The organism is Thermosynechococcus sp. Uc, from assembly GCF_029335995.1.
Lineage (GTDB): Bacteria > Cyanobacteriota > Cyanobacteriia > Thermosynechococcales > Thermosynechococcaceae > Thermosynechococcus.
The window spans coordinates 1-26,155 of the sequence record NZ_JARJMS020000081.1 but is presented as its reverse complement, the minus strand read 5'-3'; the positions used below and the strand labels follow the sequence as shown (position 1 = coordinate 26,155).

Below are 26,155 nucleotides of genomic sequence, written 5' to 3'. Positions count from 1 at the left end.
CCTTAACCCCATCCAACGCCAGTTTCAAGGCGTGGACAAAGTCTTTATATTTTACCTGATAAAAGGCCAGAAGGTTAGCTAACCCTATAACCCCTAATCCTACCTGGCGATCTTGGGAGGGAGAGAGATACACACCATCTTTATCTACTCCTGTCCTGCTATGTAACAGACAGAGGAATTTCATACCACGCTCAAAGGCTTTAGCAATCTTGCTTTTCGGAGTAGAGCCTAAATTGACATGGGTAAGCAGACAGGTACCGCGGTGGGGAAGTAGTACCTCTAAGCACACATTATGGTAGATACGGCGCCCATTAGCGTCATAAACCTTTTTAACCAGGAATAGATCACCAGAGCGGACTAGGGGAATCGCTTTTTGTAGAGTGTCTTTTGGATTGCAGTCTTTGTCTAAGTTTAAGCTCATCCGCGCCCAGGGACAATCCGCTCTAGTGGCAGATAGGAAGTCTAAACAAAGAGGGCTGTCTATGTCACAGTGGATCACAATGGCGCCATTCTTGTAAATTCCACCTCTGCGGAGCACTTCATTTAAGCGTGAATACAGCCGCATAATGGGAATAACCTTATTGGGCGCGGCTAAAACATTCAGTATATTTGAAAAAATCAATGCAAAAGAGCATGGGCCAGATGCCACTAGTCCACGACCATTGGCTTTTCCTTTTGGTCGTAGTAGCGACAGGTCAATGGTATAGCTATCCCTGCTTTTAAACGTATGTGTTAACAGCCAAGCATCCTCAATGGATACTGTTCCAGGAATAGACTCCATCATGGAATCATAAACCTGAATCACTTGACCTACAGGCTCAGATACCACATTGGGTAGCTGAGAAAATTCCTCGTAGTCAAGATGATCTTTGGATAGATAAAAATATACATTAGGGCTGGCTGTAGGAAAGTCTGACAAGTCTAGCTCACCGATATGCAGTGAGACACCAGCACCATGACGTAAGGCATAGCTGGTAAATTTTAGAGAATCCAAATAACCCTGATAATCCTTAACCACATAGGTGGTACAGCTAACAGGCAGGGTTGGAGCACCATCGAGGAATGTCTTCACTCGACCAGTGACAGCAACATAGGGCAATCGGTACTTCATCCTATGACTCCTAAACAAAAGGTGAGTTGAAAACAGTTAGTACTTCATCCTATGACTCCTAAACAAAAGGTGAGTTGAAAACAGTTATAAGCTCTTGGGTGGCTGTATTAAACGATCGCTGAATAGTGGGTCAGCCTGTTAAATGAACAAGGCAGAGACTTTAATAATACATCGCCGCCTTAACTTGTTCAAGCAGCAGTAGACGCTTGATCTCGTCTTTACGCCACTCGCGCCACCCATCCACACGCTCTGCGCGCGGCAGCAACCAGCGTTCTCGCCACCAGGCGGCTAGATCTGAGAATGGTAGGTTGCTATAGACTGGCTCAGTATCACGGCCTTCCATGTACGCTTCTAAATTGTCCACTAGGCGAAAGAGAAACACTTCCCGCTTTACGCCGTGATGAAGCAGATCGGAAGAAAGACCTAATTTGTGGAGCGCTAAAGCCATTGTCTGCCATTTTGGTTTTGGGCCAGCACCAAAACCGCTCCGTGTCGAGATTCCTTGACTTTCCAAAAATTCACAGAGTAATGGATAAAGCTCCATCAAATGAAAAGTGCCATATCCTTCAGTGTAGCCGAGAGACTCCGCTATAGCCACTCCTTTATAGTTTAGGCGGTTATAGATGCTGCTCCGACCAAAAGCGCTTGTGGTCGTCAGTGCAACGAGACGATTGTACGGATGAGAAGGCAAGATGCGATGCTCTATCTCAGTCACACACTTAGCGTATTTCTTGGGAACAGTAGGCTTTGCCCCCCGTCCCGCAGGTCAAGAGTCGTAGCCCCTCTTCTTGGATGTTGATAGCAGCATTGATGTTACGATCTTGACTTGTTCCACCATTAGAACAAGTCTCAGTTCTGACCTCTAGTGGCAGGCTATCAACTTGATTCAAGCAAACGTTGTAGGTTATTGAGGTTTTCCACGCCGATGACTTGGTTTTCGTCTGCGGCTGATTGGGGGAGAGCCTAACCTTGACAACTTTGAGCATTCGGGGCAACTGGATTCACCATGAGCACTTTACCATAGGTTGCTAGTGCAATTCATCTTGCGCTTTAATCAAAGATTTGCAGCGGAGAGCGGATTCTCCTTCGCAACCCAACTTAAGATTGCTGGCCATCCCGCCGTCCCAGTTCGTAGATCGCACCACCGATGGTTGCCATAAGGCCTAAGCTCAAGGCCCAACTTTGCCCCAGTCCTAGGCTACAAAGAATAAAACAACCTGTACCCACCAGAATAAAGGGAATAAGCCCCACCATTCCTGCCCAGAATTCGGCGCTTTGGTTTGCCTCGCCCCCCAGCCACGTTACTAAACGCTGCATTAAGGCTTGCCCCGTAGGATAAAACCCCCAGTAGAGGGCGATCGCCCACAGACCGGATCCTGCAATGGCAATGGGGGAAAGAGAAACCTGCTGCAAATTGGCAATCATAGAAGTCCTTGGAAGAGCTTGGGATCGAACATTTCGCGCAGAGCTAAGTAATAGGGTGTCAAGACACTTGTATCATGCCCGGCGGCACGATTTTGTATTTCTTTGCCCAAAAGGTGCACCATTTGAAACACTAGCTCCCATGTCACATTCAAGGAAGGATAGAGCATCAAACACAGGGGAAAGAGTTCCCGTTGTAAGGCTTGAAGGCTTTGCTCCAAAAGACACACCCAGAGGTAGATCTGAAACATTTCCACATCGCGAATACTGGAAACACGCACACTGGCTTCGGTTAAGAAGCCACTAAAACAGCGGTGCTGGGGGTTGAGTTCGGCAACACGGTGACAAATAGCGGTGGCGATCGCCGTGCTCTGGGGCAATAGATGGCGTACCAAGGCTAGGGCAGGGGCATTGTAATCATAATTGGCTGCCGCGTTGTAGGCACGGTGCAAGGGCATGTAGAGGTGGTCGTCGATCACCTTAAAAAAACTGCTGAGGATCGGGCGTTGGCTGGCTGGGGCAACTTCTAGTAACAACACTCCCGTGTGGTGAAACTGCATACTAACAAAGCCAATCACCCGTGGATCAACGGCTGTATAGCGGCGGCGAATCTCACCAATGGCACTGGCCACCTTGGTAGTCATTTGTTGAGTGCCGTTGCCTGCTTCGTAGAGCTTGAGCGTGCGTTGATAAATGTCATGGATGTCTTTGGAGATGCTCCAAGGATCGACGAGTTCAGCTGGGATGCCATGGCGAATCATCTCTGCGGCCAAAAACCCCTCGGTGCGCTGCCAGGCCTTGACGCTGGCATTACGCAGTTCGGCCAAAAGCCGCGGAGCAACCACTGCTGGATCATCCTCGGCAAGGGCTGTGGTGTTGAGATTGCTGATGTAGCGCTTTGCCCAAGCCTGCGCCAGACTGCTCAAGGAGATGGTGTCCGGCGCGATCGCGCTCGATCCATCAGTGGTATTGAACATGAGCACCTCCGCCATTTTTAACAAGGCTATCAGCAGAGCTGATGTTAAGAATCGTAACTCGTTTTAAGCTGATCCTGCTACACTGAACCACGATTGCACGTTGACCACAATGACCGCTACCGTTAAGTTGCCCTATAGCAGCAACACCTTTGGAGAGATTGGATGGACTGGCAATCCTTTGCCGTGAGTTTTGCAATTGTTTTTTTGTCAGAACTGGGGGATAAAAGTCAACTGGTGGCGATTACCCTAGGCAGTAATGCTCGCTCCGCTACTGCTGTGTTTCTAGGGGTTGCCTCTGGCTTGGTGTGTACGACGTTTTTGGGCGTCCTTTTGGGCAGCGGGATTGCCACATTGATCCCTGTGAAGGTTGTCAAGGCGATCGCGGCCATCATATTTGCCTTTCTGGGTTTTTACTTGCTGTCTCAATCAGCCGCTGATAGTCTTGACAAGGAGCAAATTTGATTATACCGAGAGGATTGATTATCATAGTGACTACAGGTTAGCAAATGTACACCCCTAAAACTGCGATTTAATCGCAATAGGCTACTTAAACATCAGCAAAATCTACTGTTTGAATTTTATTGTTTTAGGATAGCGCCGTGCTCACGTCTCCCGCTTCCAATTCTTTACCCCCCATTCGTTCCCTTGAGGATGCGATTGATCGCTGTCAGCGCCTTGGATTGCGGCTAAGTCGGCAGCGGCGAGCCATTCTCGAACTGCTCTGGGATGCCAAAGATCACCTCTCAGCACGGCAGATCTACGATCGCCTCAATCAAGCAGGCAAAGACATCGGTCATACCTCCGTGTACCAAAATCTTGAAGCCCTCTCAGAGCATGGCATCATTGAATGCGTTGAGCGTGCCGATGGACGTCTCTACGGCAATATTAGTGATAGCCACAGCCACGTGAACTGTTTGGATAGCCAGAAGATTATTGACGTTCACGTTGAGTTACCCCCCTCTCTGATTGCTGAAATTGAAGCCAAAACCGGCGTGAAAATTGTTGACTATCGCATTGATTTTTACGGTTATCAATACACTAATCCGAGTACTCAAGGATAACTATCATGGCTAATCCCCAACATCTCCAGCTGCTCGAACAGGGGGTTACCGCTTGGAATCAATGGCGAGAGCAAAGCGGTGACATTTGTCCCGATTTGGGACAAGTGGATTTAACCGGCGCCAATCTAGAGCTGTACAATCTCACAAACGCCAATCTTGATCGGGCAAATTTAGCGGGGGCTGACCTGCGCAACGCCTTACTCAAGGATGCCTATATGGCTGGTGCCAACCTCTACATGAGCGACCTGATTGAGGCAGATTTGCAAGGCGCCTGTTTGCAGCGGGCGACCTTAGCGGGTGCTGATCTTTACAAATCAAATATTGCGATGGCTGATCTGCGCCAAGCCAATTTGGTGGGCACGCTCCTGCGGCGAGTGAGCTTAGTGGAAGCGACCCTTGCCTATGCCAACCTCACTCGTGCCAATCTCTTTCAAGCCAACCTGCACTTGGCCGATCTCAAGGGGGCGATTTTGCAAGAAGCGGTTCTCGAAAGCGCCAGTCTCATTGAAGCAAATTTTGAACATGCGGTTCTCATCGCTGCCAAAATGTCGAAGGCCAATGCCCGCCGTGCTAACTTTAAGGGAGCCAACCTCTACAAAGCAGAAATGGACGGCATGGATTTGCGGGATGCGATTCTCGATAAAGCTTAGCACCAGTAACTTGTGAAAAGGTAAGGTTCAGGCTACGTTAGAGATGAATCATCCTTGCCTATGGGAACTCGAAAGGAATGCCTATGACTAAAAGCATCCGTAATACAGCACGTATGGTTCTTGGTGTGATTTTTGGGATTGTTGGGCTAGTGGGCTTTATTTTACCCCTGGTGCCAGGAACGCCTTTTTTGCTGATTGCGGCGGCTTGTTTTAATTCCATGGAACCTGAGGAGACCTCCAGCGCCCAAGGGAATGAATCGCCACCCATGGCATGAAATACTTTTTCCTCACTGAGGGGTGGCAGATTGGCCGCGTGTGGGAACCTCAAGGCCTCTGGAATGAGCAGGCATGGCGGCGATCGCCTGTGATTACCTGTACCTGTCTCTACCTCTTAGAGGGGAAGGAAAAACTCTGGCTTTACCAAGTGGAGGAAATGGTTCTCATGGTGGAGACCAAACCGAGTTATCCTGGCCCTACCTCAACCATTGGCCAAGTGGTGCTAAAACGCCTCATGAGTGCGGAGGATGTGCTGACGTACCTGTGTACGACCCCTGCCATTTCCCAAATTCAAGTGGAGCGAGCCTCTCCCCCTAGTGCTTCTTAGCCCTTTGGCACAATTCGTTAACTCTTCTTGCGGAATTCCCGATCTGCAGTGCCTTAGTAGAGAGAACTTGAGCCACGCTACTCGCAGTGCTCCCTGTTTGGGGTAAACTAGTTCGATGTTGTTGCCAACCTATGGAAACGCATTGGGCAACTCCCCCCAGACTTTTGTGATTCCTTAACTTAAGGTGTCCTTTGATTGCAAATCCCGCTGTCTGCCTTGATGGCAAATCCTTAGCCCAATCTATTGAACGTCAGTTGGCTGACCATGTGCGAACAGGACAAGCCCAATGGGGACGATCGCCGGGGTTAGCTGTATTGCGGGTTGGCGATGATCCCGCCAGTGCGGTCTATGTGCGTGCCAAAGAACAGGCCTGCAGCCGCGTCGGGATTCAATCTTTCGGTGCCCATTTGCCAGCCACAATAACCGAAGCTGCGCTCTTGGCAAAAATCACCGAGCTAAATCAAGACGAACGGGTGGACGGCATTCTCCTGCAACTGCCCCTGCCCCCCCACCTCGATCCCCGTCCCCTACTGTATGCCATTCATCCCGATAAAGATGTGGACGGCCTACATCCAGAAAACTTGGGTCGGTTAGTGCGCGATGAACCGGGACTACGCAGTTGTACTCCCGCAGGGGTAATGCAGCTTTTGGCCGCCTATGGCATTGATGTTGCGGGTCGTTCAGCAGTGGTTGTAGGCCGCAGTATTTTGGTCGGCAAGCCCCTAGCACTGATGTTACTCACAGCCAATGCAACGGTAACGATTGCCCACTCACGCACTCCAGATCTGGCCAGCGTTACCCGTGAAGCTGAGATTTTGGTCACAGCCATAGGACAGCCCCGCCGCATTACTGCCGACATGATCCGGCCAGGAGCAGTGGTCATTGATGTCGGGATTAATCGCATTCAAGGTCCTGACGGCAAATCGAGTCTCTGGGGCGATGTGGACTATGAGGCTGCCTGTGCTATGGCTAGTTATATTACCCCCGTTCCGGGGGGCGTCGGTCCGATGACCGTTGCCATGTTATTGCACAATACTGTATGGAGCTACTGTCGCCGCCACAACTGGCACAAGCCCTTGCTTTCATTGACCTCTATGCCGCCCGCACACTGAGGAGAGATTTATGATTTCCGCCGATCCCCCCCAAGTCCACTCTGCTGACACATTTGATCTCAAGGCCTATCTCAAAGAACGCCAAGCGCTGGTGGAAGCTGCCCTCGAAGCTGCAATTCCGGTCGCCTATCCAGAAAAAATTTACCATGCCATGCGCTATTCACTGATGGCAGGGGGCAAGCGGCTGCGTCCGATTCTCTGTTTGGCCACCTGTGAACTAATGGGAGGTACTGTGGAAATGGCCATGCCCACCGCCTGTGCCCTAGAGATGATCCATACCATGTCCCTCATCCACGATGACTTGCCGGCCATGGACAATGATGACTACCGTCGCGGCAAGCCCACGAATCACAAGGTCTATGGTGAAGATATTGCCATTCTGGCGGGGGATGGCTTACTGGCCTATGCCTTTGAATATGTTGTGGAACAAACGAAAAACGTGCCAGCGGAGTATCTGCTGAAAATTGTGGCGCGGTTAGGGCATGCGGTGGCAGCAACGGGATTAGTAGGCGGTCAAGTGGTGGACTTGGAGTGTGAAGGTCAGCCCGATATTGGTCTGGAAACGCTGTATTTTATCCACTCCCACAAAACGGGGGCACTACTAGAGGCTGCTGTGGTTTCTGGGGCATTGCTGACGGGGGCAAATGAATCTGACGTAGCCCGGCTGTCGCGCTATGCGTCAAATATTGGCTTGGCGTTCCAGATTGTGGATGATATTTTGGATATTACTTCCACCCGCGATGTTCTCGGTAAAACTGCTGGTAAAGATGTGGCCGCCCAAAAAATGACGTACCCGCGCCTGTGGGGTCTGGAAAAATCCCGCCAAGAGGCGGCACGCTTGGTGGCAGAAGCAAAAGCGGAGTTGGCAGTGTATGGAGCAGCTGCTGTTCCCCTACAGGCGATTGCTGACTACATTACTAGCCGTAGTCATTAACGATCCCGAAGTGGGTTAGGATGGGCGCAGAGTTTGTCCTTGTCCGTAACCATGATGGACGGTCTCCGTGAGCTATTAGCTAATCATGTCCTCTGGGTCGCCCTTGCTGCCAGCGCGATCGCCCAAATGCTTAAGTTACTCATTGACATTGCCAAACACCGCAAGCTCAATTTCCGAATCTTGGTGGAAACGGGAGGCATGCCCAGTTCTCATTCTGCCCTTGTCACAGCTCTGGCAACTGGGGTAGGACTACAGCGGGGTTGGGACAGCATCGAGTTCGCGATCGCTGTCGTCTTTGCCTGCATTGTCATGTACGATGCCGCCGGGGTGCGCCAAGCAGCCGGTAAACAAGCCCGCATTCTCAATCAAATTGTCAATGAATTTTTCCAAGATGGGCACGAATTGGCAGAAGCCCGTCTCAAGGAATTACTCGGCCACACCCCCATTCAAGTCATTGTCGGTTCTGCCCTAGGAGTGGCGATCGCTTGGTTGGCCGTCTAGGGTTTGCCCCACCACTATTTCGAGCTCTCTCGACCATAGGAATCCTCAAAACGAACAATATCATCCTCGCCTAGGTAAGCTCCTGACTGCACCTCAATCATTTCCAGGGGAATTTTGCCGGGGTTGGCCAAGCGGTGAATGGCGCCCACAGGAATATAGGTGGACTCGTTCTCCGTCAGCAAAAACGTCTTACCATTGCAGGTGACTTCTGCTGTACCACTGACCACAACCCAATGCTCAGCGCGGTGATGGTGCTGCTGGAGCGAAAGACTAGCCCCTGGCTTGACCGTAATCCGTTTTACTTGAAAGCGATGCCCCTTATCAATGGAATCATAGTGCCCCCAAGGACGATAGACTACACGATGGTTGTAGGCCTCACTGCGATGGAGGGCTTGCAGTTGCGCCACCACTTGTTTTACCTGTTGGGTTGCCTCCCGATGGGCAATGAGAACTGCATCGGCAGTTTCGACAACAACCAAATTTTCGACCCCCAGTAAAGCCACCAAGCGATGCTGACTACGGACAAAGCAATTCTTGGTGTCATGGGTGAGGGTATCTCCCTGGCAACTGTTGCCCAATTCATCCTTGGCGGTCACTTCCCACAGACTCGACCAAGACCCGACATCACTCCAGCCACACTCTAGGGGTACCACGGCTGCTTTTTGCGTCTTTTCCATCACGCCGTAGTCCACCGATAGACTGGGACACTGACTAAAGGGAGCTTCTGCTATGCGGATGAAGTCCAAATCCTGCCGACCCTCCCGCAGTGCCAAGCGGCAATAGTGCAAAATGTCTGGCTGCTGCTGCGCCAATTCCGCCAAAAAACTCTGGGCACGGAAGAGAAACATGCCGCTATTCCAAAAGTAATGGCCATCAGCTAAATAGCTCTCTGCCGTTGCTAGATCGGGTTTTTCTACGAATTCTGCCACTCGATAGGTGTGGGGATCACTGAGAGCCTCGCCGCGCCGAATATAGCCATAGCCGGTGTGGGGACAGGTAGGAGCAATGCCAAACGTCACCAACCAGTCCTTGGCTGCGGGTAAAAGTCCCCGTTGCAGCCCCTGCTGAAAAGCAGCCACATCCTGAATCATGTGATCCGCCGGCAGCGCCAACAGGATGGCATCAGTGGCTAGGATCTCTGTAACATAGAGCGCAGCTAGGGTAATGGCAGGGGCTGTATTCCGTCCCAAGGGTTCTAACAAAATGCGCGTCGGTGTTACGCCTAGCTCTTGAAATTGTTCCGCCACAAGAAAACGATGGGCTTCATTGGCTACCACCACTGGCGGTTGAAGTTGGGGTAATCCCTGCAGGCGTTGCCAGGTTTGTTGCAGCAAACTCTCCCCTGTAGAAGTTAAGCGCATAAACTGCTTGGGATGGGCTTGGCGCGATAATGGCCACAGGCGACTCCCTACCCCCCCCGATAGAATGACTGGAATACAATTCATTGCAAAGTTCCTCTGAGGTAGTGCAACGCTTAAGCGTAGTTTAGCTGCAACCTGCCTATCCTAATTCATATCCATTGAGTCATCCCTTACAATGGGGGACGATTCCTATGGAGTTCGCTATGGCAATTAAGAAGGGAGATTTGGTAAAAGTCGTTGCGGAAAAGTTAGCCAATAGTCTTGAAGCCTTGGCCAGTGATCATCGCTATCCCCCCTATCTATTTGAAGGACGGGGCGAGGTGGTGGAGATCCGCGGTGATTATGCGCAAATTAAATTTCCAGTGCCCACCCCCACAGTTTGGCTGCGCCTTGATCAGATTGAGGTTGCCCAATAGCAACAAACGCCCCTTTGGCTGCCCTAGAAATGGAGGGCGATCGCCAGTGTTAGCAATTTTCAGCTTGCCTAGATATGATAGAGGCAATGCTGTTGCTTAACATTTAGTAATGTTAGTTCAACCTTCGCAACCTCAACGCTGGTTGCAGTGGCTCAAGGAGACACTGCTTTTTGGTCAGGAACCCAGCGGTGAACTCTTTGCCATTTTGCTGGTGTATTTTGTCCAAGGGGTCTTGGGCTTAGCACGGCTAGCCATTAGCTTTTTCTTTAAGGATGAGTTGGGACTGTCGCCGGCAGAAGTGGCAGCCTTGATGGGGGTGGCTGCACTGCCTTGGGTGATTAAACCGGTGTTTGGCCTCATTTCTGATAGCCTGCCGCTTTTGGGATTTCGCCGCCGCTCCTATCTTGTCCTCTCTGGGCTGTTGGGCTGTGGAGCGTGGCTGAGCTTGGGGACGTGGGTGGCTACCCCTTGGCAGGCAACGGCAGCAATTCTCGGAGCGTCGATTGCGATCGCCCTCAGCGATGTGATTGTGGATTCCCTTGTGGTTGAGCGGGCCCGCCAAGAATCCACTGCCGAAATGGGGACGCTACAATCCCTAAGCTGGGCGGCAACGGCTTTGGGGGGCATCCTCACCGCCTACTTTAGTGGCCAACTGCTGCAGTGGTTTAGTCCGCGTACGGTGTTTCAGATTACGGCTGTTTTCCCACTGCTGGTGTCGGGGGTGGCGTGGGCGATCGCTGAAGCACGGGTCACAGCTCGACCCCAACTGGGTCAGACCTGGGAACACATCAACCGTGTGCGCCAAGCCATGATGCAAAAACGGATCTGGCTACCGGTGGCTTTCCTCTTCCTATGGCAGGCGACTCCCGGCTCGGAATCAGCCTTCTTTTTCTTTACTACGAATGAATTGGGTTTTGAGGCGGAGTTTTTAGGACGGGTACGCCTTGTAACTAGCATTGCCTCCCTTTTGGGGGTGTGGATTTTCCAGCGGTACTTAAAAACGCTGCCCATTCGCACAATTTTTTTCTGGAGTACGATTCTCTCAGCCCTTTTGGGACTCTCTAGCCTGATTTTAGTCACCCACCTCAATCGCCAATGGGGCATTAGTGACCAGTGGTTTAGCTTGGGGGATAGCCTCATTCTGGCAGTCATGGGACAAATTGCCTTTATGCCCGTCTTGGTCTTGGCGGCCCGACTGTGTCCACCGGGGATTGAGGCTACCCTCTTTGCCCTCCTGATGTCGATTAGTAACCTTGCGAACTTGGTCTCCCATGAGTTGGGGGCACTCCTTACCCATTGGTTGGGGATTACTGAGCACAACTTTGATCGCCTGTGGCTTTTAGTGCTAATTACTAACCTGAGTACGCTCTTGCCCTTGCCCCTCCTCAACTGGTTACCACAGCAGTTACCGCCCTCCTCTGTCAGTGTTGAATTGGAGCCAAGTGTCTCATGACCGGAGTTTTAGATTGCCCCTACACCATGGCGGATTGGCGGGGGGGAACCGCATCCCTCACCCAAGAGTATGACTATTGGATTGAGGATGTCGAAGGCACTGTGCCTACGGATCTTGTGGGAACCCTCTACCGCAATGGCCCTGGACTGCTGGAGCGCGGGGGGGTGCCCTTGGCCCATCCCTTTGATGGCGACGGCATGATCTGCGCCTTTCGCTTTGAGAACGGACGGGTGCATTTTCGCAATCGCTACGTGCGCACCGCTGGATTTTTGGAGGAGGAAAGGGCAAACCGCCTCCTCTATCGCGGTGTCTTTGGCACCCAAAAGCCGGGGGGATGGCTGGCCAATTTCCTAGATACCCGTGTCAAAAACATTGCCAATACCCATGTGATTTATTGGGCAGGGAAATTACTGGCACTCTGGGAAGCCGGTTTGCCCCATCGCCTCGATCCGCTGAGCCTAGAAACGATTGGCCTTGACACCCTAGGAGGTGTTCTAAAAGACAGGGATGCCTTTGCCGCCCATCCCCGCTTGGATCCCCAGACGCAGCGACTAGTGAACTTTGGCGTTAAGCCCGGTCTGAGTACCCGCATTGCGCTCTATGAGTTTGATGCCAGTGGTCAGTGCGTCTGTCAGCCAGTGTTTCAGATTCCGGGGTTTGCCTTTATCCACGACTTTGCCCTCACCCCCAACTACGCCATCGTCTTTCAAAATCCGGTGCAGTTCAACCCCCTGCCCTATCTCTTGGGACTGCGGGGCGCTGCCCAATGTCTGCAATTCAATGCCAAGGATCCTACGCGGGTTTGGCTCCTGCCCCGCCGGGGCGGCACCCCCCAAATGCTGACGATGCCGGCCTGTTTTGTCTTTCACCATGCCAATGCCTATGAAGTGGGGGATGAGATTCACCTAGAGTCCGTTGCCTACAGTCACTTTCCCAATTTGGAGCCGGGACAGGATTTTCGGGAAGTAAATTTTGCGGCACTGCCCTCCAGTCTCCTGTGGCGCATCCAGTTGAATTTGAAAACCAAGGCTGTGGATTGGCAAGTGGTCAGCGATCGCCCCTGTGAATTTCCCGTGGTGCATCCGGCCAAGGTAGGACAGCCCTATCGCTACACCTATTTGGCAGCAGGGCATGATCCCAAAATCAATGCGCCTCTACAGGCACTGTGGCGGCGCGATCGCCACACGGGCGAGGAACAGTTTTGGTCAGCCGCTCCGCGCGGCTTTGTCAGTGAGCCAATTTTTGTCCCGCGGGGGCTACAAAAAGGGGACTTCCTTTGGCAGGGTGCCCAGGGGGAAGAGGATGGCTGGCTCTTGCAGGTGGTTTATGACGCCAGTTGCCATAAGTCGCAGTTACTCATCTTTGATGCCGCCGCCATCAGTGCAGGGCCAGTGGCACGGTTGCGCTTAAAACACCACATTCCCTACGGACTTCACGGTTCCTTTACCACAGCAGTCTAGGTGGTGGGGGCAAGCATGGGCATTGAAATTGAGCGCAAGTTCCTTGTCGTAGGTGAGAACTGGCGATTACTTGCCACCGATGTGTCCCACTTTGCCCAGGGTTACCTATCAACAGTGCCTGAACGCACCGTGCGCGTGCGTCTTGTAGATAACGAGGCTTGGATCACGATTAAGGGCAAAGCCAGCGGCGGCCAACGCCGTGAGTATGAGTATGCCATCCCCGCTGCTGACGCCAGGGAACTCCTTGGCGAATTGTGCCTGCAACCGATCATCCAGAAAAATCGCTATCGCATCCCAGCGGGGGAGCTGTGTTGGGAAATTGATGAATTTGCCGGAGCCTCTGCCGGCCTGATTTTGGCAGAAATTGAATTGCCCCGTGTTGACTACCCCCTGACTTTACCCCCTTGGATTGGCTCTGAGGTGACCGACGACCCCCGCTATACCAATGCCTATTTGGCAGAGCATCCCTATCAGGAGTGGTCAAGTTAAATTCTCCCCCTCAGATTCGATAGGATGCAAAAATATGCTTGCTCGGATTCGCCAGATTACCCAAAGTCTCACTCCTCGTCTTATTGAAATTCGTCGCCATCTACACCGCTACCCTGAATTGAGTGGCCAAGAACATCAGACTGCCGCCTATGTGGCGGGGGTTCTTTCCTCCGTAGGCTTAAGCGTACAACAGGATGTGGGCAAAGTGGGTGTGATGGCCGAACTGGTGGGGAATCCCCAGGAGAACCGCTTGCTGGCCATTCGCACCGATATGGATGCCCTACCTATCCAAGAGTGCACGGGACTGGAGTTTAGCTCAAAGCATACAGGAGTGATGCACGCCTGCGGTCACGATGTTCACACCACAGTGGGTCTTGGCACCGCCATGGTGCTAGCGGCTCTCAAGGAGGAGTTCCCCGGCCGGGTGCGATTTATTTTTCAGCCTGCGGAAGAAATTGCCCAAGGGGCGAGTTGGATGATTGCCGATGGCGCCATGAAAGAGGTGAGTGCGATTCTGTCGCTCCATGTTTTTCCGACCCTTCCGGCGGGGGAAGTGGCGGTGCGCTATGGGACTTTGACAGCGGCAGCCGATGACATTGAGTTAACGATCTTGGGAGAATCCGGCCACGGCGCTCGCCCCCATGAGGCAGTGGATGCCATTTGGATTGCCGCTCAAGTGATTAGCGCTCTACAACAGGCGATTAGCCGCACTCAGAATCCCCTGCGGCCAGTGGTGCTCACCTTTGGCAAAATTCAAGGGGGGCGGGCCGCCAATATCATTGCCGATCAGGTGACACTTCAGGGGACGGTGCGATCGCTCCACCCGGAGACCCGTGCCACCTTGCCCGAATGGATTGAGCAAATTGTGGCCAATGTTTGCAGTGCCTATGGTGCCCGCTATGCACTGCACTATCGCCGAGGCGTGCCGGGCATAGAAAATACGCCTTATCTGTCCCAACTACTGGCCGAGGCGGCAACCGAGATTGTGGGGGCTTCCCATGTGCATATTTTGCCGGAACCCTCCTTGGGGGCAGAGGATTTTGCCCTCTACCTCGAACATGCCCCCGGCGCCATGTTTCGCCTTGGCGTGGGATTTCGCAATCGCCCTAACTATCCCTTGCATCACCCGCAGTTTGATGTGGACGAACAGGCCATTCCCGTGGGTGTGATGACCCTTGTCCACGCTGCCTGCCGCTATTGGCAGATTCCCTATTAATGGCGATTGGCATGGTAAAGCATTCCGAGGGCGATCGCGCTGACGACAACTTTGGGAAGCCAACTGGCCACGATGGGGGGCACCGCTCCCCCCTCCCCAAAGGCGGTGAAAATAAAGGCGCTGACATAGTAGCCAAAAATAATGACTACACTCAGTCCAAAGGCACGCCCCTGTCCTTGGCGAGGAGAGCTGATGCCCAAAACGGCACCGACAACCGCAAAACTAAGACACAGAAACGGGAGGGAGAGCTTTTCTTGCAACTGCACCCGCCACTGCCGCAAGCGCTTGGCATCGCCACTTTCCGCCAAAATTTGTAGGTACTGATAAATTTCGCGGCTGGTCATAAACTCCGGAGCCCGCGTTTCCATCGCTAAATCTATGGGGGTGCGCGGGTAGGCAAACGTTCGTTCTGCAAAAGTCTCGGCCGCGTCATAGTCGCGATCGCCCGTTAGGTGGTGGTAGGTTCCCCGACGAAACAGCCAAGCAGTGCCTTGCCACTGGGCTTCCTGAGCCGTAATAATTTCCCGCAGTTGTCCCTGCTCAAAGTTCAGTACCGTCACTTGACCCATGACCTTCCCGTCGAAATGATGGGCAAAAAAGAGTTGCTGAAGCTGCCCCCCAGCAAAACGACGGTAGAAGATATGGCGGGTCTGAAACGTGGGTTGGGGGTGCTGAATGGCCACTTCCAAGGTCTGGATGGCGCGGTAGGCCATCGGAGGAGCCACGAGTTCATTGAGGGCAAAGGTAAAAACCAAAGCCGCAAACCCTGCCACTACTGCCGGACGTACAAGCCGCACAGGGCCAATACCACAGCTTTTGCAGGCAATGAGTTCACTGCGGCGGGACAGTTGACTATAGGCAAGGAACGAACCAAACAGCATCGCCATGGGAATCCCTAGTACCGCAAAGGTGGGCAAACGCAGCAAAAAGACTTGAAGGGCACTGAGAATCCCCAGGTTGTGCTCCACCATATTGCGAATCAGGTAGAACACCGTACCAATAACAGCAGCAATCGCCGTAAAAGTGCCAAAACCAAAAACAAAGGGACGAAGCATCTCCCGCAGGATATAGCGATCCAATAGGGAGAATCGCGGCTGCCAAGGGATTTTTTCAAAGGCTCGGGCGATCGCCAACATGTTCTATAGCTGCAAGCGGGGTTTTGCCAACTTCCAATAGCGAAAGAATCGCCGCAAATCGGCATTGGCAGGTAATGTCACAAAAGGGTCTGGCTCTAGAATCTCCAGCGGATACGCCAATTGCTGACAAATGGCGCGAAAGCGCGGACTAGGACTAGCCATGGTTACCACGCGATCGCCACCGTGTACCTCAACAAAAGCATTCACCAAGGGAGCCACCTCGCCACGGTACATTTCCACTGGTAGATCCAGCAGGCACTCATAGAGAAACACCAGCCGTTTCAGGCGAATTTGCCATTCCTTCAGTAATCCTACATCCCAGACAAAAATGGCCGGCGCGTTGGGATAGCGGTCAAAGAGCGGCGCCTTGGGATCGAGGCAGTCTCCATGAACCCAAAGAATTGGCTGCCCCATCAGCGTTGCATGGCCTCTTTTTTCAACTGTTTGCTGTCCCGCTGCGCTGCTGCTGCCAAGTCCGCATCCAAGAGAGTTTGACCTGTCGCCGCCAAATAGACATCATCTAAACTGGGGCGCGACTGGGTCAAGCTAAAGAGGGGGAGTCCTGCTTCCTCTAGCGCCGTTTCTATGGCTGGAATCGCCACAGCCGCATCGGTCACTACCAGATTCAAAGAATTGCTCTGGTGGGCATTAATCAGTGCCGATTTCACGCAGTCCAATTGACTCAGAAGAGCCTGCGCCATTTGTGCCTCTTGACGTGGTGTGAATTCCCGTACCCGCAACGTGACGCGATCGCCGCCAATATTGGCTTTGAGTTCCTCAGGAGAACCACTGGCAATCACCCGTCCCCGATCCAGAATCACCAAGCGATCGCTGAGGAGATCCACCTCCTCAAGGTAGTGGCTGGTCAAGATAATTGTCAGCCCCTGGGCTTTGAGATCTCGCAGCACATTCCAGATGACTTGGCGACTTTCAATGTCGAGGCCTACGGTGGGTTCATCAAGGACTAGAACTTGGGGTTGATGCAGCAGCCCCGCTGCAAGATCAAGGCGCTTGCGAATGCCACCAGAGTAGGTACCACACTGGCGATCGCGCCATTCTAGGAGATCTAAGCGCGCCAACACCGCCTCAATCCGCTCTGGAATCAGGGCAGGGGGAATGTGGTACAGTGCCGCCTGCAATTCCAAAAATTCCTGACCCGTGAGGATTTTATCGAGAGCCACCTCCTGAGCCACATAGCCTAATTTTTGGCGCACTAAATGGGGTTGGTGCAGAACCGAAAGACCACAAACCTCCAACACCCCTGCATCGGGCCGCGAGAGGGTGCACAGACAGCGCAACGTTGTCGTTTTCCCTGAGCCATTCGGACCTAGCACCCCAAAAATTTCTCCTTGATAGGCTGTAAAGGAGACATCGGCCACTGCTGTAATGGCACCGTAGGACTTCTTCAGATGTTCGACCTTTACCGTGGCTGTCATGGTGATTACACTCTGTGTCTGATTCCCTTAACATTTTGGCAGATATTTCCCCTGTGTTCAGTGAGCGTGCTACAACAGCAACTAGAACCTATGGGTTAGGCTTCCTATAGCCAATGCTGAAACTGCACCAATTGCAGAGGTTCTGCACCTTACAGACGATCGCCTGCAATTGCGGATTCCAGAACTTAAAACCGATGCCGCCTTTCGCGATTCCCTAAGTGCCTATCTGAAAACCCTCCAAGGCATCAAATCCGTTCACGTTAACTTCCTTGCCGCCTCAATTAGCCTTGAGTACCACATCGAGCAAATTAGACCCCTACAACTGCTAGCGGCCATTCACTCTTGGGGCAATCTCCAAATGATTGGCCAAGGCAATAAGGGATTACAAAACCTCACCCGTGCCTTTGATCTTGAACCCGAGGAGGTGGGCAACAAATTAACCTCTATGGGTAGCTATGTAGGTGATTTTCTCGGTGGCATGGTGGGAGGAATAGCGGCTGGCCTGTTTATAGGGCTTGGGGGTGCAAGTCGGTACGGTTGTCGGTGGTGTTATTGGTGCACGACTGGGTATAAAAGCAACTGAGCAAATTACCTAAGTGCAACTTACTCCCCTTGAGGAAGCGCCGCAACGGATTGCGAAAACCCTTGAAATTCGCACGGGTGATAAAATCGGGGGTGTAGTGAGTGAAATTGCTGACGGCGATGATAGCACAGAGGATACTCGGTTCTCCAGCTAAAGTAGAGGGTATCCGCGCCGGTACGCGAATTAGTCCTCATCTCGATCTGCAACAGTCCAACACCGCAGTCAAAAAGAAGCAAGTATAATTTTTTTAAGATAGTGGCCTCTGGAGATGTCCAGCGCGACAGGAGCGAACTAATGCTCGATACAATCCTACTCCTCATTATCGTCGTGATGGGAATTGCCGTTGGCTTCAACAGCATTGACCTACTCCCGGCAACTGTTCTCGATCAAGTAGCTAACGTTCGTGGATTGCAGTGGGTTACCGCAGGTTTTGGTGCCATCTTGGGCATTGCCTTTGGTCTATTGTTGCAATCCTTTTACCATCGTCTTGAGCGCAGTATTCGTCAATTGCCGCCAGAAACGCTCTTGTCGCGAGCAGTGGGTCTTGTGGTGGGATTACTTCTTGCCAATTTGATGTTGGCACCGATTTTTCTGTTACCCATTCCCAAGGACTTTTCTTTTATTAAGCCGCTGATTGCCGTTCTTACCAGCATTCTCTTTGCCTACTCGGGCACCACATTGGCGGATAGTCATGGTGCTGCCCTTCTGCGTCTGATTAACCCCAACGCGGTGGCCAGTAGTCTCTGGGCAGAGGGGACGCTTAAACCCGCCCGTGCCAAGGTACTGGATACCAGTTGCATCATTGACGGCCGCATTGAAGCACTTTTGAATTTAGGGGTACTAGAAGGCCAGATCATTGTGCCCCGGTTTGTGCTTCAGGAGTTACAACTAATTGCCGATGCGGGGAATGAGCAAAAACGGATTCGCGGCCGGCGGGGGCTGGATGTCTTAAACCGTCTTCAAGCGAGTTTGGGCGATCGCATTGTCCTTCACTCGGCAGACTATCCAGAACTAACAACAGTGGATGCTAAGCTAGTACGGCTGTGCCAAGAAATTAACGGCACCCTTGTCACCAATGATTTGAACCTGAACAAAGTTGCCCGCTTCCAAAAAGTGGATGTCTTTAACGTCAACGAGGTAGCGCAAGCTCTCCGTCCCATTTATCTTCCCGGCGATACGCTGGAGTTGAAAATTCTCAAGGAAGGGAAAGAGCCTGCCCAGGGGGTGGGCTATCTTGAGGATGGCACGATGGTGGTTGTTGAAGAGGGGGTTGATCACATCGGCGATCAGCTACCGGTGGTTGTCACGGGTGCCCTGCAAACTTCGGCAGGTCGCATGATTTTTGCCCGCCTCCAAATGCCCACCATTGCCTAGCATTGCCTGCTTTTGCTCCTAGGGGTATGACATGACCCAAAAGCCACCAAAGGTTGCTTCACCTCGGCAACTGGTTTCGCCATGGATATGGGGCTTTTTCATTTTTAGCCTCCTATTCCTCGTGGGCGTGCTATTGGCAACGGTGTGGCAACCGACACTCTTTCCCATTGATCTAGTGAATCCGGATCAGCTACGGCCATTACCGGATTTCTTGCAACTGCCGGCGGATGACCTAAGTGTTTGGTGGCCCGTAGTTCTTGCAGCAGGGTTGGCGATCGCCCTTAACTTTATTCCCAGCAATAATGTCAGCCGATTGATTATTCGCTTCATTGTGATTCTTTTTGGCTGCCGCTATCTGGTATGGCGGGGCTGGGTGACGTTAAATGATGCCCAATGGCTCAGTTTTATGGCCAGCTTTGGCTTCTACGGGCTGGAGGTACTCTACTTTTTCACCTATCTCCTCTACTTTTATCAAACAGCATGGCTGACAACAGCGTGGCGATCGCGACAGGCCGATCACTATCAGCAGGCGGTTCTCAGCGGTGAATATTGTCCGAGTGTGGATATTTTCATTCCCACGTACAATGAATCCCCCCATATTTTGCGCCGAACCATTGTGGCCTGCCAGTCCATCAACTACAGGAATAAAAGCATCTATGTCCTCGACGATGGTCGGCGATCGGAAATTGCCGATCTCTGTGAACATCTAGGGGTCAACTATCTCACCCGCCCCACCAATGAGCACCGCAAAGCGGGCAACCTCAACCATGCCCTGAAGCACACCCAGGGTGAGCTAATTGCCGTTTTTGATGCCGACTTTATTCCCTTTCAGAACTTCCTCACCCGCACCGTGGGCTTCTTCCAAGATAATCATGTCTCCATGGTGCAGACTCCCCAGCACTTCTTTAACCCTGACTATCACTCCCAAAACCTCGGCATTGAGTTTATGATGCCCGGTGATATGGAGTACTTTTTTGGCTTTATTCAGCCGGGGCGCGACTTTGGCAATGCCATTATTTGTTGTGGTACTTCCTATGTGGTGCGCCGCCGTGACTTAGAAGCTGTTGGTGGATACTACACCCGCTGTGTGGTCGAGGATTTCCAAACCGGAACCAGAATGCAGATCGCCGGCTATCGCTTGGTGTACCTCAATGAAATTCTCAGCATGGGAGAGTCTCCTCGGAACTTCCAAGATCATCTGGAGCAACGGCTGCGGTGGCTCCAGGGGAATATGCAAATCTATTTCTGTGGTGATGATCTTCCTATTTGGTCAAAACTGTCGTGGTTTCAGCGCAGTTGCCACCTCTCGCTGCTATTGCACAACATTAACCCCTTTATCCGCACTTGCTTTCTCATTGGTCCTTTTTTAAGTCTGATGACTGGCATTTCCCTGACAGTGGCTACGTTTGGTGAATATCTCTTTTATGCTCTGCCCTACACATTGTTGACGATCGCCACCTTTAGCTGGGCGACAGAAGGGCGGTATTTTTCTATCTGGGGTGAAGTTTATGAGGTAACCTTTGCCTTTCCGGGGATGGTGCAACTCATTAAAATCCTGCGCAATCCCTTCGGCAAAATTGGCAGTATTGTCACCAACAAGGGCACCCTCTCCCATCGGAAGCGGTTGAATTTACGCTATACATGGCCACTAGCGGCATTTGTGATTGCGGTGGGGGTAGGAGTCTTTATCCGCTATGGGGGCTACTGGCTCCATATCTGGCCGCCAATGGAGTATGAACGGGCGGGTTTAGAGGTGATGTTGGCTTGGACTCTCTACAACGCCTTTATTGCCTTGATTGCGGTTTTGTCTTCCATTGATCAGCCCACCCGTCGTCAGAGCGATCGCTTCCCTGTTTGTACTGTGTGTCGCTTTCAACTGGGGAATCAGACCTACTGGGGCTATACCCGTGATGTGTCAGAGACCGGTGCTGCCTTATTGCTGACCGCAGGGCGTTTTATCGCAGCCCAAAGAGATACCGTCGGCAGCCTAACCTTTTTGGAACAGGACTTTAGCGTGACCGCAACTGTGGTTCGTACCCGTCCCGAACAGGAGCAGTGCTGTGTTTACCTGCAGTTTCTGGAGGTGAGTGATGAAGCCCAGCAACGTCTCATACAGCTCCTCTACGGCAGTCTCACTTGGTGGCACAGACCGAAAGCCCCCAATGGTATAGATGCCTTTTTGCCAATGTTGATTCGTTTATTTGACTTTCGATCCCTCTTTAGCCTCTACAGCAATAACTGACCGATAGGCTCACGGCTCAAAAATTCGCTTTAGGCGACAACAAAAGTTCGGCAATATGAAAGACGTTAACGCATCCTCTCGACAGAGGATAAGGGTTGGACTGTATCCCTCTGATGATCTAACCCCTGATTTGCTGCAACTGGCTCAAGTAGTGCTTCGCAGTCTTGGCCATGCCGTTGTAACAGCTTGGCTTTGCCGAACTGATCCCTCAGAGGAATGCCTTTATTTGTCTGCCTACTGGTGTATCAATGAAACCAATAACCTAGTCTTGTCATCCGCTCAAAGTGACTAAAGAGGAGTGGTTCCTCGGTGGTAACTTTTGACATTTGCAGTACCTTGTTGCGACTCAGCTTGGTGAACTTGTACGGGACTATTGGCTTAAAGCAGGCCGCGATAGCGAATGAACGTCAGCACTGCTGCCCACGACCCCAAGGCTACCTTAAGGGCAATGAGAATATTTAGCCAAGGAATCCAACCACCACTGAGGAGCGTGCCAAACTGACCGGCAGGTAAGGCCACTCCTATCAATAGGCTGGCACCGCAGAGAATGAAAACAATCACAGAGATTTTTTCCCATGTGGCGGCATGGAAACGCCGATAAATACTCTCTAGCCACTCTGGAGCTGAAGTAATGGCCACAAGGCCCATTGCCGTCCCGCCAGCGACGCCAGCAGCAAATCCGCCCCCCGGACTCAGGTGCCCCCGCAAGGCCAATTCAAGACATACAAGGGAGCAAATGGTGGCGCCAAATCTTGCCAAAACAATCGAAGGTTGATCATTAAAGCGGCTAACGTGGCCAAGGGGTTTTTCGTTGCTGAGCAAATACTGTGCCCCCATGATGGCAAGGGTGAATACCACCACCTCAAAAATGGTGTCGTACAAGCGATTGCGCAAGATCACGGCAGTAACGGCATTGGGAATCGCACTTTGGTGAACAAGGGTTTCGACAATGGGAATCCTCGCTACTACAGGTGGGGTGGGGATCATCAGCATTTTTACCAGCAGCAGCACTGCCGCAATCCCATAAAGCCAAATCATGCCCTTGACTCCTTTTCACCAGGCAAAGGGTAATACATGAGTTCTGTGAGATGGGTGAGGTGGGGTTTGAGGATGGTATACAGGCGTGGAACACGGGTCATCGTTAATAATCGAGTGGTTTCTTCCGCACATAGGGCGTGAATCTCGCGATCGCGGAGCGCTATTTTGAGTTGCTCAAACGTAGGATAAATGATTAATTCAACACGCAAATGATAGGGGGCAACAGCCTCACGAATGGCTTCCAGTAAATGATCCAAGCTATCGGTAGAGAGTGCTGAAGCTAGGATGCCCAACCGCAACACAAGGGACGAGCGTACGGCAACTGCGTAGAGCATAATTGAGAGCATGGTTCCCACAAGGGCCTCGGTCAATGCCACATCAGCAGCGCCCAGAACTGCATAGATCAAGGCGGCTACAGCACCCACAATGCCACGAATGACTAAGACATGGTAGGGATTGTCCTGAAATACCAACATTAAGGCGGTAAGCGGTAGGAGTGCTGTTACCCCAATCATCCAGCTATCCATCACTGTCCTCTCCTTGGGAGCAGTAGGCCAGCACATAGCCCAAAATGGTGTTCCAAAGGGCAAGGGAAATGAGCGCTAAGACGAGAAGCGGCCATTCGCGGGGAATGCGCAGTAACACGCCGATCATAATGGCCATCGAACCCAAGGTATCTGAGACTGACAAAAAATGCAGTTTATACAGGGGCGATCGCCGACCCACCAGTGGCCACGTTCCCCACAACCAAAGAAACAGGCCAAAGCTGATGCAGGCATTACTAAGCCACTGTAGGATCACTTTACCCCCTCCCTAAAGGTTGGCGACATCCCGCAGTCGCCGCAGAATCTGCGCGAGGAGCATCAGGGCACCATTGCCCACACTGAGAATGATGATGCCCACAATGCCAATCATCCAATCATCCCGCTGTACCGACACCAGCAAGATCATAATTGCTGCTTTTGTGGCAATACTGGCAAAAGCCAACATCTTTGACCAGATGTGCTCCCCTTTCCAAGCGGCATAGAGGGGAATGCCTAGAATCAACAGCATAATGACTAAAAAGGCCGTCATTTTTCGGGTCTGCGCTCCACGAGTTGATGTACTTCAAACCAGCCCTCCTCGTTGTAGTGCAGTACAATTGTCTTCGGCGTGAAGGTGATCGTAAAAATATCCAGAAAAATCAACCCAGGGGCACGAGTAGGGTCAACGGGTTCACGGATAATTGCTTCATGGCGATGGGGACGCACGATTATTTCAATGGCTTCAATATAAGCACGGGGAACAGCCATCACCACTTTCCCTAGGGTACTCAACCACTGCCGGAGTGTTGCCACACCCCCCCGCCCTTGAGGCAGCAAGAGCGAAACAAGAATACCAATCGCTAGATTGACCAAACCAAAGTCCGCCGTCAGCAGCAGCCAAATCGTCAGGCGCAGGGCAAAGTTCAAATAATTCATAGGGCTAATCCCATCAAGCCAAGTAACAGTAACAGCATTACCCCTAGAAGATGCTCTAGGCGCTCCCAAGCCCCCCGCCAAGGGGATTCCCAGCGGGAGACCCCCAAGGCCACCAGACCACACCCCACCAAGGGCAGCAAAAAAGCGCGTAACAAACTCATGCCACTACTGTAGGCTTCCATGTAGCCGGCATTGGCAAGAAATAGCCCCCCCAAGAGCACCATTGTGGCGGCACTATAACCCACGGGCATAAGGGTCTTGCTAGAATGGCGAGGCAAAAAGAGGAATTTGCTGTAAATTGTGGCGGTTAAAAAGCCAGTGCCATAGAGCAGTCCCTGCTGCCACGGATCAAGGTAACTCAGGGTCAAGACCTTAGCGGGAAATCCAGCAAGGAAGGGCACACCGACAATGCCATAACCGGCAATCATCAGGGCGATCGCCACTGGGCGCGGCAGACCCTCTTGGCGCAATTCACTAAGACGATAGTGACGCAGTTCCCCCACACTCAAAAAAAGACTGGCCTTTGCTAAACCGTGCATAAGGGCATACAAACCTGCCGCTGCTGGGGCAATGATCACCCATCCCAGTTGACCAAGGGTACTAAAGCTAAGCATCCGTCGTACATCATCGGCCACCAAGGCAAACACCGATCCAAAAAAGATCGAGGCAAAGGCAAAAAGCCGCACAATGTCGGCAATGTCGCTATACAGGAGACTGAGGCGGGTCAGACTAAAAACCCCAGCATTTTCGACAATGCCGGCCAGGAGAGCAGCAACAATAGGAGCAGCAACAACATTGGTTTGGGGCAACCAAAGCCCACTGACGAAAATGGCGCCCTTTGCCAACAATGCCATCAAAATCATAGCCACAGCTTCTGGCGGTGCCGGCATCAGTGCACTAAAAGCAAAGGTATGGTTTGTCTGATAAACAAGAGCTACCCCTATGAGATAGAAGAGCATAGCCACATTGCTCACCATCAGGTAGCGCAGGGCAATCCAAAGAGAGCGATCGCTGGGGGGATAGGCAATCAATAAAAAGACGACAATCCCCAGCACCTCAATATTGACATAGAGACTGAGGAAATCCGCCGCAATAAAGACGGTGTTGGCACAGCCGTGGAGCAGACACAGCAAAACATAGAAGAACGCCCTATAGCCCTCCTGCCACGTGTGTAACAGTGCTGCCAAAATGACAAGGGCATTGGTGACAATAAAGTAGCCACTGAGGGGGTCAATCCTTAAGGAAATGCCAAAGCTATCCAGAAGGACAAAGGAAGTGTTGACTTGGTGGATGATAATGCCTAAGCCAACACAGAGGGAAACCAAGGCGATCGCCAGTGTTAGGCTCCGCGCCAAGGGGGGCAGTAGATAAAGCATTAAGCCGGCCACAAATGGCAACAAAATCCAAGCGATCGCGAGCGCCGTCATTGCCACTTCCTACAGATACTTTTGATCAATTTCTGGAGTTTCCAAAGTTGGGTTATCCCGCGCTAGCTTCATTGCCGCCACCAGCATTAGCGTTTGAATTGAAAGACCAATCACGATTGCTGTTAAAATCACCGCTTGGGGCACCGGATCCGCATAGGCAGTATCAAAGCTCCCCCCACGGGCAATGGGTGTGACAAGGCCACTGTGGGTAGCAATGACCACAAACAAAGCCACCACTCCGGTGCTCATGACATCCATCGTCACAATTTTCATGAGTAGATTTTTCTTGACAATCGTTGCCAGAAACCCGACGAGGATAGTGACAAAAACACTTGCTTCCAAGAAAATCATGACGCCCAACCCGCAGACACCTTGATATTTAGAACAGACTTTAACATTCCATCCTTCCTTTAGGCTTCAGTTTTTGCGGTAGAACTGCACCGCCGTAACCAACGGTGGGGAACCTGATGGCATCCTTAAGCACGTTAAACCCCATCTTCACTTTAGTTAGTTCAATGTAATTTTTCAGGTAAATAGGTATTTTTCAATAGTTTTGCCGTGAAAATAATCCTTTAGAAAACTAGTTAACAATTTTAACTATATGTCTAATAGGTGGAAATTAAGACGCTAATACTTTACTATCATAGTAAGAGAGAGTGATGAAGAGTAGTGATTTTATCTCAGTTAATTTA

32 protein-coding genes and 1 pseudogene are annotated in these 26,155 nt (G+C 51.8%); 17 read left to right on the top strand and 16 right to left on the bottom strand.

Annotated features, from left to right (window positions below; translation table 11 throughout):
- The 5 genes and pseudogenes from P3X23_RS09115 to P3X23_RS09100 all read right to left on the bottom strand — a co-directional run.
- Positions 1-1,111: pseudogene (locus tag P3X23_RS09115) on the bottom strand (hypothetical protein); the annotation flags it as partial.
- A 160-nt stretch (positions 1,112-1,271) separates the two neighbouring features.
- Positions 1,272-1,826 carry a Druantia anti-phage system protein DruA gene (locus P3X23_RS09110; RefSeq protein WP_300875712.1) on the bottom strand — a complete coding sequence of 185 codons (555 nt, stop codon included), beginning with the start codon at positions 1,824-1,826 and terminating at the stop codon, positions 1,272-1,274.
- A 4-nt stretch (positions 1,827-1,830) separates the two neighbouring features.
- Positions 1,831-2,097, bottom strand: a complete 267-nt coding sequence (locus P3X23_RS12015; protein ID WP_367186581.1) for a zinc ribbon domain-containing protein — start codon at positions 2,095-2,097, stop codon at positions 1,831-1,833.
- 112 nt (positions 2,098-2,209) lie between these two features.
- Positions 2,210-2,536 (bottom strand): hypothetical protein, encoded by a 327-nt coding sequence (locus P3X23_RS09105; protein WP_300875709.1) that lies wholly within the window; start codon positions 2,534-2,536, stop codon positions 2,210-2,212.
- Entirely contained in the window at positions 2,533-3,510 is a 978-nt protein-coding gene (locus P3X23_RS09100; RefSeq protein WP_300875707.1) for a hypothetical protein, read from the bottom strand. The genes P3X23_RS09105 and P3X23_RS09100 overlap by 4 nt, the downstream gene beginning before the upstream one ends.
- 162 nt (positions 3,511-3,672) lie before the next feature.
- Here P3X23_RS09100 and P3X23_RS09095 point away from each other — a divergent pair, with 162 nt between their 5' ends.
- The 8 genes from P3X23_RS09095 to P3X23_RS09060 all read left to right on the top strand — a co-directional run bounded on the left by P3X23_RS09095 (position 3,673) and on the right by P3X23_RS09060 (position 8,372).
- A complete protein-coding gene (locus P3X23_RS09095) occupies positions 3,673-3,972 on the top strand; it encodes a TMEM165/GDT1 family protein (RefSeq protein ID WP_300875705.1) in 300 nt (99 codons plus the stop codon).
- Positions 3,973-4,109: 137 nt separating this feature from the next.
- The gene (locus P3X23_RS09090; RefSeq protein ID WP_300875702.1) at positions 4,110-4,571 is read left to right on the top strand and encodes a Fur family transcriptional regulator; all 462 of its coding nucleotides are present in this window, start codon (positions 4,110-4,112) and stop codon (positions 4,569-4,571) included.
- Between the two features lie 5 nt (positions 4,572-4,576).
- The gene (locus P3X23_RS09085; protein WP_300875700.1) at positions 4,577-5,221 is read left to right on the top strand and encodes a pentapeptide repeat-containing protein; all 645 of its coding nucleotides are present in this window, start codon (positions 4,577-4,579) and stop codon (positions 5,219-5,221) included.
- Positions 5,222-5,304: 83 nt separating this feature from the next.
- The gene (locus tag P3X23_RS09080; RefSeq protein ID WP_300875699.1) at positions 5,305-5,496 is read left to right on the top strand and encodes a DUF454 family protein; all 192 of its coding nucleotides are present in this window, start codon (positions 5,305-5,307) and stop codon (positions 5,494-5,496) included.
- The gene (locus P3X23_RS09075) at positions 5,493-5,825 is read left to right on the top strand and encodes a hypothetical protein (protein WP_300875696.1); all 333 of its coding nucleotides are present in this window, start codon (positions 5,493-5,495) and stop codon (positions 5,823-5,825) included. The genes P3X23_RS09080 and P3X23_RS09075 overlap by 4 nt, the downstream gene beginning before the upstream one ends.
- A gap of 191 nt (positions 5,826-6,016) precedes the next feature.
- The gene (gene folD, locus P3X23_RS09070; RefSeq protein ID WP_367186580.1) at positions 6,017-6,937 is read left to right on the top strand and encodes a bifunctional methylenetetrahydrofolate dehydrogenase/methenyltetrahydrofolate cyclohydrolase FolD; all 921 of its coding nucleotides are present in this window, start codon (positions 6,017-6,019) and stop codon (positions 6,935-6,937) included.
- A 10-nt stretch (positions 6,938-6,947) separates the two neighbouring features.
- Positions 6,948-7,871 (top strand): geranylgeranyl diphosphate synthase CrtE, encoded by a 924-nt coding sequence (gene crtE / locus P3X23_RS09065; protein WP_300875694.1) that lies wholly within the window; start codon positions 6,948-6,950, stop codon positions 7,869-7,871.
- 54 nt (positions 7,872-7,925) lie between these two features.
- A complete protein-coding gene (locus P3X23_RS09060) occupies positions 7,926-8,372 on the top strand; it encodes a divergent PAP2 family protein (RefSeq protein WP_367186585.1) in 447 nt (148 codons plus the stop codon).
- Between the two features lie 14 nt (positions 8,373-8,386).
- Here the strand turns inward: P3X23_RS09060 and P3X23_RS09055 are convergent, their stop codons facing one another.
- On the bottom strand, positions 8,387-9,817 hold the full coding sequence (locus P3X23_RS09055; protein ID WP_300875691.1) for a mannose-1-phosphate guanylyltransferase/mannose-6-phosphate isomerase: 1,431 nt from the start codon (positions 9,815-9,817) through the stop codon (positions 8,387-8,389).
- 119 nt (positions 9,818-9,936) lie between these two features.
- On the opposite strand from P3X23_RS09055, the gene ndhO reads away from it, so the two are divergent.
- The 5 genes from ndhO to P3X23_RS09030 all read left to right on the top strand — a co-directional run bounded on the left by ndhO (position 9,937) and on the right by P3X23_RS09030 (position 14,767).
- Positions 9,937-10,149 (top strand): photosynthetic/respiratory NAD(P)H-quinone oxidoreductase subunit O, encoded by a 213-nt coding sequence (gene ndhO / locus P3X23_RS09050; RefSeq protein WP_300875688.1) that lies wholly within the window; start codon positions 9,937-9,939, stop codon positions 10,147-10,149.
- 109 nt (positions 10,150-10,258) lie between these two features.
- Positions 10,259-11,602 (top strand): folate/biopterin family MFS transporter, encoded by a 1,344-nt coding sequence (locus tag P3X23_RS09045; RefSeq protein WP_300875685.1) that lies wholly within the window; start codon positions 10,259-10,261, stop codon positions 11,600-11,602.
- On the top strand, positions 11,599-13,062 hold the full coding sequence (locus P3X23_RS09040; protein ID WP_300875682.1) for a carotenoid oxygenase family protein: 1,464 nt from the start codon (positions 11,599-11,601) through the stop codon (positions 13,060-13,062). The genes P3X23_RS09045 and P3X23_RS09040 overlap by 4 nt, the downstream gene beginning before the upstream one ends.
- A 15-nt stretch (positions 13,063-13,077) precedes the next feature.
- Positions 13,078-13,551, top strand: coding sequence for a CYTH domain-containing protein (locus P3X23_RS09035; RefSeq protein ID WP_367186584.1), 474 nt, complete (start codon positions 13,078-13,080; stop codon positions 13,549-13,551).
- Positions 13,552-13,585: 34 nt separating this feature from the next.
- Entirely contained in the window at positions 13,586-14,767 is a 1,182-nt protein-coding gene (locus tag P3X23_RS09030) for a M20 family metallopeptidase (protein WP_300875679.1), read from the top strand.
- Here P3X23_RS09030 and P3X23_RS09025 read toward each other — a convergent pair.
- From P3X23_RS09025 to P3X23_RS09015, 3 genes are read right to left on the bottom strand one after another with little or no spacing between them, the layout of a single operon-like run.
- Entirely contained in the window at positions 14,764-15,903 is a 1,140-nt protein-coding gene (locus tag P3X23_RS09025; RefSeq protein ID WP_300875676.1) for an LptF/LptG family permease, read from the bottom strand. The genes P3X23_RS09030 and P3X23_RS09025 overlap by 4 nt on opposite strands.
- A gap of 3 nt (positions 15,904-15,906) precedes the next feature.
- Entirely contained in the window at positions 15,907-16,317 is a 411-nt protein-coding gene (locus P3X23_RS09020) for a hypothetical protein (RefSeq protein ID WP_300875673.1), read from the bottom strand.
- Complete coding sequence (locus tag P3X23_RS09015; protein WP_300875670.1) at positions 16,317-17,339, bottom strand: ATP-binding cassette domain-containing protein; 1,023 nt, start codon at positions 17,337-17,339, stop codon at positions 16,317-16,319. The genes P3X23_RS09020 and P3X23_RS09015 overlap by 1 nt, the downstream gene beginning before the upstream one ends.
- 106 nt (positions 17,340-17,445) lie before the next feature.
- Between P3X23_RS09015 and P3X23_RS09010 the strand changes: the two genes are divergently transcribed.
- The 4 genes from P3X23_RS09010 (at position 17,446) to P3X23_RS08995 (ending at position 21,538) form a co-directional block, all read left to right on the top strand.
- Entirely contained in the window at positions 17,446-17,922 is a 477-nt protein-coding gene (locus P3X23_RS09010; RefSeq protein ID WP_367186582.1) for an HMA2 domain-containing protein, read from the top strand.
- A gap of 13 nt (positions 17,923-17,935) precedes the next feature.
- Positions 17,936-18,076, top strand: a complete 141-nt coding sequence (locus P3X23_RS09005; RefSeq protein ID WP_300875668.1) for a hypothetical protein — start codon at positions 17,936-17,938, stop codon at positions 18,074-18,076.
- 140 nt (positions 18,077-18,216) lie between these two features.
- Positions 18,217-19,296, top strand: a complete 1,080-nt coding sequence (locus tag P3X23_RS09000; protein ID WP_300875666.1) for a PIN/TRAM domain-containing protein — start codon at positions 18,217-18,219, stop codon at positions 19,294-19,296.
- Between the two features lie 31 nt (positions 19,297-19,327).
- Positions 19,328-21,538: a glycosyltransferase gene (locus P3X23_RS08995; RefSeq protein WP_300875664.1), complete on the top strand. Its 2,211-nt coding sequence runs from the start codon at positions 19,328-19,330 to the stop codon at positions 21,536-21,538.
- 378 nt (positions 21,539-21,916) lie between these two features.
- On the opposite strand, the gene P3X23_RS08990 is transcribed toward P3X23_RS08995, so the two are convergent.
- Genes P3X23_RS08990 through P3X23_RS08960 form a run of 7 tightly spaced genes read right to left on the bottom strand, consistent with a single transcriptional unit; the run spans position 21,917 to position 25,814 of the window.
- Positions 21,917-22,576, bottom strand: a complete 660-nt coding sequence (locus P3X23_RS08990) for a Na(+)/H(+) antiporter subunit B (RefSeq protein WP_300875663.1) — start codon at positions 22,574-22,576, stop codon at positions 21,917-21,919.
- Entirely contained in the window at positions 22,573-23,103 is a 531-nt protein-coding gene (locus tag P3X23_RS08985) for a DUF4040 domain-containing protein (RefSeq protein WP_300875661.1), read from the bottom strand. Before P3X23_RS08985 ends, P3X23_RS08990 begins: the two co-directional genes overlap by 4 nt.
- Positions 23,096-23,374, bottom strand: a complete 279-nt coding sequence (locus P3X23_RS08980) for a monovalent cation/H(+) antiporter subunit G (RefSeq protein WP_366142495.1) — start codon at positions 23,372-23,374, stop codon at positions 23,096-23,098. Before P3X23_RS08980 ends, P3X23_RS08985 begins: the two co-directional genes overlap by 8 nt.
- Before the next feature lie 15 nt (positions 23,375-23,389).
- On the bottom strand, positions 23,390-23,650 hold the full coding sequence (locus P3X23_RS08975; protein WP_298611919.1) for a hypothetical protein: 261 nt from the start codon (positions 23,648-23,650) through the stop codon (positions 23,390-23,392).
- Positions 23,647-24,036 (bottom strand): Na+/H+ antiporter subunit E, encoded by a 390-nt coding sequence (locus P3X23_RS08970; RefSeq protein ID WP_300875656.1) that lies wholly within the window; start codon positions 24,034-24,036, stop codon positions 23,647-23,649. Before P3X23_RS08970 ends, P3X23_RS08975 begins: the two co-directional genes overlap by 4 nt.
- The gene (locus P3X23_RS08965; protein WP_300875653.1) at positions 24,033-25,463 is read right to left on the bottom strand and encodes a cation:proton antiporter; all 1,431 of its coding nucleotides are present in this window, start codon (positions 25,461-25,463) and stop codon (positions 24,033-24,035) included. The genes P3X23_RS08970 and P3X23_RS08965 overlap by 4 nt, the downstream gene beginning before the upstream one ends.
- A 9-nt stretch (positions 25,464-25,472) precedes the next feature.
- Positions 25,473-25,814 (bottom strand): cation:proton antiporter subunit C, encoded by a 342-nt coding sequence (locus tag P3X23_RS08960; protein WP_300875718.1) that lies wholly within the window; start codon positions 25,812-25,814, stop codon positions 25,473-25,475.
- Positions 25,815-26,155: the final 341 nt, after the last annotated feature.

Coding starts and splice junctions, on each gene's coding strand:
- P3X23_RS09040 (WP_300875682.1), top strand. CDS start 11,599: ATGACCGGAGTTTTAGATTGCCCCTACACCATGGCGGATTGGCGGGGG.
- P3X23_RS09055 (WP_300875691.1), bottom strand. CDS start 9,817: ATGAATTGTATTCCAGTCATTCTATCGGGGGGGGTAGGGAGTCGCCTG.
- P3X23_RS09030 (WP_300875679.1), top strand. CDS start 13,586: ATGCTTGCTCGGATTCGCCAGATTACCCAAAGTCTCACTCCTCGTCTT.
- P3X23_RS08985 (WP_300875661.1), bottom strand. CDS start 23,103: ATGGATAGCTGGATGATTGGGGTAACAGCACTCCTACCGCTTACCGCC.
- P3X23_RS09100 (WP_300875707.1), bottom strand. CDS start 3,510: ATGTTCAATACCACTGATGGATCGAGCGCGATCGCGCCGGACACCATC.
- P3X23_RS08975 (WP_298611919.1), bottom strand. CDS start 23,650: ATGACGGCCTTTTTAGTCATTATGCTGTTGATTCTAGGCATTCCCCTC.
- P3X23_RS09045 (WP_300875685.1), top strand. CDS start 10,259: ATGTTAGTTCAACCTTCGCAACCTCAACGCTGGTTGCAGTGGCTCAAG.
- P3X23_RS09000 (WP_300875666.1), top strand. CDS start 18,217: ATGCTCGATACAATCCTACTCCTCATTATCGTCGTGATGGGAATTGCC.
- P3X23_RS08995 (WP_300875664.1), top strand. CDS start 19,328: ATGACCCAAAAGCCACCAAAGGTTGCTTCACCTCGGCAACTGGTTTCG.
- P3X23_RS09075 (WP_300875696.1), top strand. CDS start 5,493: ATGAAATACTTTTTCCTCACTGAGGGGTGGCAGATTGGCCGCGTGTGG.
- P3X23_RS09025 (WP_300875676.1), bottom strand. CDS start 15,903: ATGTTGGCGATCGCCCGAGCCTTTGAAAAAATCCCTTGGCAGCCGCGA.
- P3X23_RS09015 (WP_300875670.1), bottom strand. CDS start 17,339: ATGACAGCCACGGTAAAGGTCGAACATCTGAAGAAGTCCTACGGTGCC.
- P3X23_RS09035 (WP_367186584.1), top strand. CDS start 13,078: ATGGGCATTGAAATTGAGCGCAAGTTCCTTGTCGTAGGTGAGAACTGG.
- P3X23_RS09020 (WP_300875673.1), bottom strand. CDS start 16,317: ATGGGGCAGCCAATTCTTTGGGTTCATGGAGACTGCCTCGATCCCAAG.
- P3X23_RS12015 (WP_367186581.1), bottom strand. CDS start 2,097: ATGCTCAAAGTTGTCAAGGTTAGGCTCTCCCCCAATCAGCCGCAGACG.
- P3X23_RS09105 (WP_300875709.1), bottom strand. CDS start 2,536: ATGATTGCCAATTTGCAGCAGGTTTCTCTTTCCCCCATTGCCATTGCA.
- P3X23_RS08965 (WP_300875653.1), bottom strand. CDS start 25,463: ATGACGGCGCTCGCGATCGCTTGGATTTTGTTGCCATTTGTGGCCGGC.
- ndhO (WP_300875688.1), top strand. CDS start 9,937: ATGGCAATTAAGAAGGGAGATTTGGTAAAAGTCGTTGCGGAAAAGTTA.
- P3X23_RS09085 (WP_300875700.1), top strand. CDS start 4,577: ATGGCTAATCCCCAACATCTCCAGCTGCTCGAACAGGGGGTTACCGCT.
- P3X23_RS08990 (WP_300875663.1), bottom strand. CDS start 22,576: ATGATTTGGCTTTATGGGATTGCGGCAGTGCTGCTGCTGGTAAAAATG.
- P3X23_RS09080 (WP_300875699.1), top strand. CDS start 5,305: ATGACTAAAAGCATCCGTAATACAGCACGTATGGTTCTTGGTGTGATT.
- crtE (WP_300875694.1), top strand. CDS start 6,948: ATGATTTCCGCCGATCCCCCCCAAGTCCACTCTGCTGACACATTTGAT.
- P3X23_RS08970 (WP_300875656.1), bottom strand. CDS start 24,036: ATGAATTATTTGAACTTTGCCCTGCGCCTGACGATTTGGCTGCTGCTG.
- P3X23_RS09095 (WP_300875705.1), top strand. CDS start 3,673: ATGGACTGGCAATCCTTTGCCGTGAGTTTTGCAATTGTTTTTTTGTCA.
- P3X23_RS09060 (WP_367186585.1), top strand. CDS start 7,926: ATGGACGGTCTCCGTGAGCTATTAGCTAATCATGTCCTCTGGGTCGCC.
- P3X23_RS08960 (WP_300875718.1), bottom strand. CDS start 25,814: ATGATTTTCTTGGAAGCAAGTGTTTTTGTCACTATCCTCGTCGGGTTT.